At 53.0% G+C, this 5,327-nt stretch carries 5 protein-coding genes; all 5 read left to right on the top strand.

Features of this window, described 5'->3' with window-relative positions:
* Window positions 1-163: 163 nt before the first annotated feature.
* Window positions 164-1,963, top strand: a complete 1,800-nt coding sequence (cysJ, locus tag BGK49_RS09180) for an NADPH-dependent assimilatory sulfite reductase flavoprotein subunit (RefSeq protein ID WP_000211889.1) — start codon at window positions 164-166, stop codon at window positions 1,961-1,963.
* Window positions 1,963-3,675, top strand: coding sequence for an assimilatory sulfite reductase (NADPH) hemoprotein subunit (gene cysI, locus BGK49_RS09175; protein ID WP_001290706.1), 1,713 nt, complete (start codon window positions 1,963-1,965; stop codon window positions 3,673-3,675). Before cysJ ends, cysI begins: the two co-directional genes overlap by 1 nt.
* A gap of 74 nt (window positions 3,676-3,749) precedes the next feature.
* Entirely contained in the window at window positions 3,750-4,484 is a 735-nt protein-coding gene (gene cysH, locus BGK49_RS09170) for a phosphoadenosine phosphosulfate reductase (RefSeq protein ID WP_000039851.1), read from the top strand.
* Window positions 4,485-4,748: 264 nt separating this feature from the next.
* Complete coding sequence (locus BGK49_RS09165; protein ID WP_000956460.1) at window positions 4,749-4,901, top strand: Hok/Gef family protein; 153 nt, start codon at window positions 4,749-4,751, stop codon at window positions 4,899-4,901.
* Window positions 4,902-5,180: 279 nt separating this feature from the next.
* A partial coding sequence (locus BGK49_RS26080) for an IS1 family transposase (protein ID WP_001393286.1) occupies window positions 5,181-5,327 on the top strand: 147 nt, incomplete at its 3' end.

Below are 5,327 nucleotides of genomic sequence, written 5' to 3'. Positions count from 1 at the left end.
AGACCGCACGAATATAACGGTGGGTTACCCCCAAACGAATCGGAAAATCGATACTGGAAAAACTCTAACTCGGTGGCCAGTTTTTGTTGACCACTTCACTCTTCTGTTTTATGGGCGCTGACAGGGCGCAGAAACAGCTTTGCTTACTGGAACATAACGACGCATGACGACACAGGTCCCACCTTCCGCGTTGCTTCCGTTGAACCCGGAGCAACTGGCACGCCTTCAGGCGGCCACGACCGATTTAACGCCTACCCAGCTTGCCTGGGTTTCTGGCTATTTCTGGGGCGTACTCAATCAGCAGCCTGCTGCGCTTGCAGCGACGCCAGCGCCAGCCGCAGAAATGCCGGGTATAACTATTATCTCCGCCTCGCAAACCGGCAATGCGCGCCGGGTTGCTGAAGCATTACGCGATGATTTATTAGCAGCAAAACTGAACGTTAAGCTGATGAACGCGGGCGACTATAAATTCAAACAAATCGCCAGCGAAAAACTGCTCATCGTAGTGACGTCAACGCAAGGGGAAGGGGAACCGCCGGAAGAAGCCGTCGCGCTGCATAAGTTCCTGTTCTCCAAAAAAGCGCCAAAGCTGGAAAACACCGCGTTTGCCGTGTTTAGCCTCGGCGATAGCTCTTATGAATTTTTCTGCCAGTCCGGGAAAGATTTCGACAGCAAGCTGGCGGAACTGGGTGGTGAACGCCTGCTCGACCGTGTCGATGCCGATGTTGAATACCAGGCTGCTGCCAGCGAGTGGCGCGCCCGCGTGGTTGATGCGCTTAAATCGCGTGCGCCTGTCGCGGCACCTTCGCAATCCGTCGCTACTGGCGCGGTAAATGAAATCCACACCAGCCCGTACAGCAAAGACGCGCCGCTGGTGGCTAGCCTCTCTGTTAACCAGAAAATTACCGGGCGTAACTCTGAAAAAGACGTTCGCCATATCGAAATTGACTTAAGTGACTCGGGCCTGCGTTACCAGCCGGGTGACGCGCTGGGCGTCTGGTATCAGAACGATCCGGCACTGGTGAAAGAACTTGTCGAACTGCTGTGGCTGAAAGGCGATGAACCTGTCACCGTCGAGGGCAAAACGTTGCCTCTGAACGAAGCGCTACAGTGGCACTTCGAACTGACCGTCAACACCGCCAACATTGTTGAGAATTACGCCACGCTTACCCGCAGCGAAACACTGCTGCCGCTGGTGGGCGATAAAGCGAAGTTACAGCATTACGCCGCGACGACGCCGATTGTCGACATGGTGCGTTTCTCTCCGGCGCAACTGGATGCCGAAGCGCTGATTAATCTGCTGCGCCCGCTGACCCCGCGCCTGTATTCCATCGCCTCCTCGCAGGCGGAAGTCGAGAACGAAGTACACGTCACCGTTGGTGTGGTGCGTTACGACGTGGAAGGCCGAGCCCGTGCCGGTGGTGCCTCCAGCTTCCTCGCGGATCGCGTGGAAGAAGAGGGCGAAGTCCGCGTATTTATCGAACATAACGATAACTTTCGCCTGCCCGCTAACCCGGAAACCCCGGTGATTATGATTGGCCCAGGCACCGGTATTGCGCCGTTCCGCGCCTTTATGCAGCAACGCGCCGCCGACGAAGCGCCAGGTAAAAACTGGCTGTTCTTTGGTAATCCGCACTTTACGGAAGACTTCCTGTACCAGGTGGAGTGGCAGCGCTACGTCAAAGATGGCGTGCTGACACGTATCGATCTTGCCTGGTCGCGCGACCAAAAAGAAAAAGTTTACGTACAAGACAAACTGCGCGAACAGGGCGCGGAGCTGTGGCGCTGGATCAATGATGGTGCCCACATTTATGTCTGCGGCGACGCTAATCGCATGGCGAAAGACGTTGAGCAGGCACTTCTGGAAGTGATTGCCGAATTTGGTGGCATGGACACCGAAGCGGCGGATGAATTTTTAAGTGAGCTGCGCGTAGAGCGCCGTTATCAGCGAGATGTCTACTAATGAGCGAAAAACATCCAGGGCCTTTAGTGGTCGAAGGAAAACTGACAGACGCCGAGCGCATGAAGCTTGAAAGCAACTACCTGCGCGGCACCATTGCGGAAGATTTAAACGACGGTCTGACCGGCGGCTTTAAGGGCGACAACTTCCTGCTGATCCGCTTCCACGGCATGTATCAGCAGGATGACCGCGACATCCGCGCCGAACGTGCTGAACAGAAGCTGGAGCCGCGCCACGCGATGCTGCTTCGCTGTCGTCTGCCGGGTGGGGTGATTACCACTAAACAGTGGCAGGCGATCGACAAATTTGCCGGTGAAAACACCATCTATGGCAGCATTCGCCTGACCAACCGCCAGACATTCCAGTTCCACGGCATTCTGAAAAAGAACGTCAAACCGGTGCACCAGATGCTGCACTCGGTCGGTCTTGATGCGCTGGCGACAGCTAACGACATGAACCGTAACGTACTCTGCACCTCGAACCCTTACGAGTCGCAGCTGCACGCGGAAGCGTATGAGTGGGCGAAGAAGATTTCTGAGCATCTGTTGCCTCGTACCCGCGCGTATGCGGAGATCTGGCTCGACCAGGAAAAAGTCGCCACTACTGATGAAGAACCGATCCTTGGTCAGACCTACCTGCCGCGTAAGTTCAAAACCACGGTAGTGATCCCGCCGCAGAACGATATCGATCTGCATGCCAACGACATGAACTTCGTGGCAATCGCCGAAAACGGCAAGCTGGTAGGCTTCAACCTGCTGGTGGGCGGTGGGCTTTCTATCGAACACGGCAACAAGAAAACCTACGCCCGCACGGCGAGCGAGTTTGGCTATCTGCCGCTGGAGCATACGCTGGCGGTGGCCGAAGCCGTCGTGACAACTCAGCGTGACTGGGGTAACCGAACCGATCGTAAAAATGCCAAAACCAAATACACGCTGGAGCGCGTGGGGGTTGAGACGTTTAAAGCGGAAGTGGAGCGTCGCGCGGGGATCAAATTTGAACCGATCCGTCCATATGAGTTCACCGGACGAGGCGATCGTATTGGCTGGGTTAAGGGCATTGATGATAACTGGCACCTGACGCTGTTTATCGAAAATGGTCGCATCCTTGATTATCCGGGGCGTCCGCTGAAAACCGGCCTGCTGGAGATCGCGAAGATCCACAAAGGCGATTTCCGCATTACGGCGAACCAGAATCTGATCATCGCCGGTGTACCGGAAAGCGAGAAAGCGAAGATCGAGAAGATCGCCAAAGAGAGCGGGTTAATGAATGCCGTCACGCCGCAGCGTGAAAACTCGATGGCCTGCGTGTCATTCCCGACTTGCCCGCTGGCGATGGCGGAAGCAGAGCGTTTCCTGCCGTCTTTTATCGACAACATCGATAATTTAATGGCGAAACATGGTGTCAGCGATGAGCATATCGTGATGCGTGTAACAGGCTGCCCGAACGGTTGTGGTCGCGCGATGCTGGCGGAAGTGGGCCTGGTGGGTAAAGCGCCGGGTCGCTACAACCTGCATCTTGGCGGCAACCGCATTGGGACACGTATCCCACGGATGTATAAAGAAAACATCACCGAGCCGGAAATCCTGGCGTCGCTTGATGAACTGATAGGGCGCTGGGCGAAAGAGCGCGAAGCGGGTGAAGGCTTCGGCGACTTTACGGTGCGTGCGGGCATCATTCGCCCGGTGCTCGATCCGGCGCGCGATTTGTGGGATTAACCATCAGCCCGGTCCTGTAGGCCTGATAAGAACGCGTGAGCGTCGCATCAGGCAAGGCAAACAGTGAGGAATCTATGTCCAAACTCGATCTAAACGCCCTGAACGAACTGCCGAAGGTAGATCGCATTCTGGCGCTGGCGGAAACTAACGCCGAACTGGAAAAACTGGACGCTGAAGGCCGCGTAGCCTGGGCGCTGGATAATCTGCCCGGTGAATATGTACTTTCTTCCAGCTTTGGCATTCAGGCGGCGGTGAGCCTGCATCTGGTGAATCAAATTCGCCCGGATATTCCGGTGATCCTCACCGATACGGGTTACTTGTTCCCGGAAACCTACCGCTTTATTGACGAGTTAACGGACAAACTCAAGCTCAACCTGAAAGTGTACCGTGCTACCGAAAGCGCAGCCTGGCAGGAAGCACGCTACGGAAAACTGTGGGAGCAGGGCGTTGAAGGCATTGAAAAGTACAATGACATCAACAAAGTCGAACCGATGAACCGGGCTCTGAAAGAACTTAACGCGCAAACCTGGTTTGCTGGCCTGCGCCGTGAACAATCCGGCAGTCGCGCCAATTTACCGGTGCTGGCAATTCAGCGTGGCGTATTTAAAGTGCTGCCGATTATCGACTGGGATAACCGAACTATTTATCAGTACCTGCAAAAACATGGCCTGAAATATCACCCATTATGGGATGAAGGATATTTATCGGTCGGTGATACCCATACAACCCGTAAATGGGAACCTGGCATGTCGGAAGAAGAAACACGTTTCTTTGGCTTAAAAAGGGAATGTGGATTGCACGAAGGGTAAATATTGCCGGATAAATTAAACGCCTCTGTCAGAAATGATGGGGGCGTTTTTATTTTGCGAGCAGTATTCCTGATTTTAAACGTGAACGCCGCTGGAAGAATTATCAGGTATAGAATGGCGTCGGGTGCTTGAGGCTGTCTGGCGTTAAGCATTCGCGAGGTTCCAGATGGACAAAAGCCCCAGGCGATATTTCTATCAACCTGAGGCCAGCGTTCGAACCCAAACAATTCGAATGTTAGTCTCTTCTTTGCAGGGAGGCAAGACATGCTGACAAAATATGCCCTTGTGGCAATCATAGTGCTGTGTTTTACAGTACTGGGATTCACGCTGATGGTAGGCGACTCGTTGTGTGAGTTGAGTATCAGAGAACGTGGTATGGAGTTTAAGGCAGTTCTCGCTTACGAATCGAAGAAGTAGCCACCACGCGGGGATAAAACCCCGCGTACTGAATTGTGATGGTTTGGTCTCCTGCACCCTTTTTTAATTTATATTGTTTATGTGAATATTATGCCTATGTTTATTATTCATATATATTACGGATGAAAATTATTTGATTATTCATAATGTAAATATTTTATTGAATGATATATATCACAGATAATTTTTAATATATGCGTAAATATCCTTTAAGTTTACTGAAGGGTGATGCTGCCAACTTACTGATTTAGTGTATGATGGTGTTTTTGAGGTGCTCCAGTGGCTTCTGTTTCTATCAGCTGTCCCTCCTGTTCAGCTACTGACGGGGTGGTGCGTAACGGCAAAAGCACTGCCGGACATCAGCGCTATCTCTGCTCTCACTGCCGTAAAACATGGCAACTGCAGTTCACTTACACCGCTTCTCAA

Source organism: Shigella sp. FC1544, from assembly GCF_001722145.1.
Taxonomy (GTDB): Bacteria; Pseudomonadota; Gammaproteobacteria; order Enterobacterales; family Enterobacteriaceae; genus Escherichia; species Escherichia coli.
The sequence above is the reverse complement of the archived record's forward strand: the minus strand, read 5'-3'. Positions and strand labels throughout refer to the sequence as shown.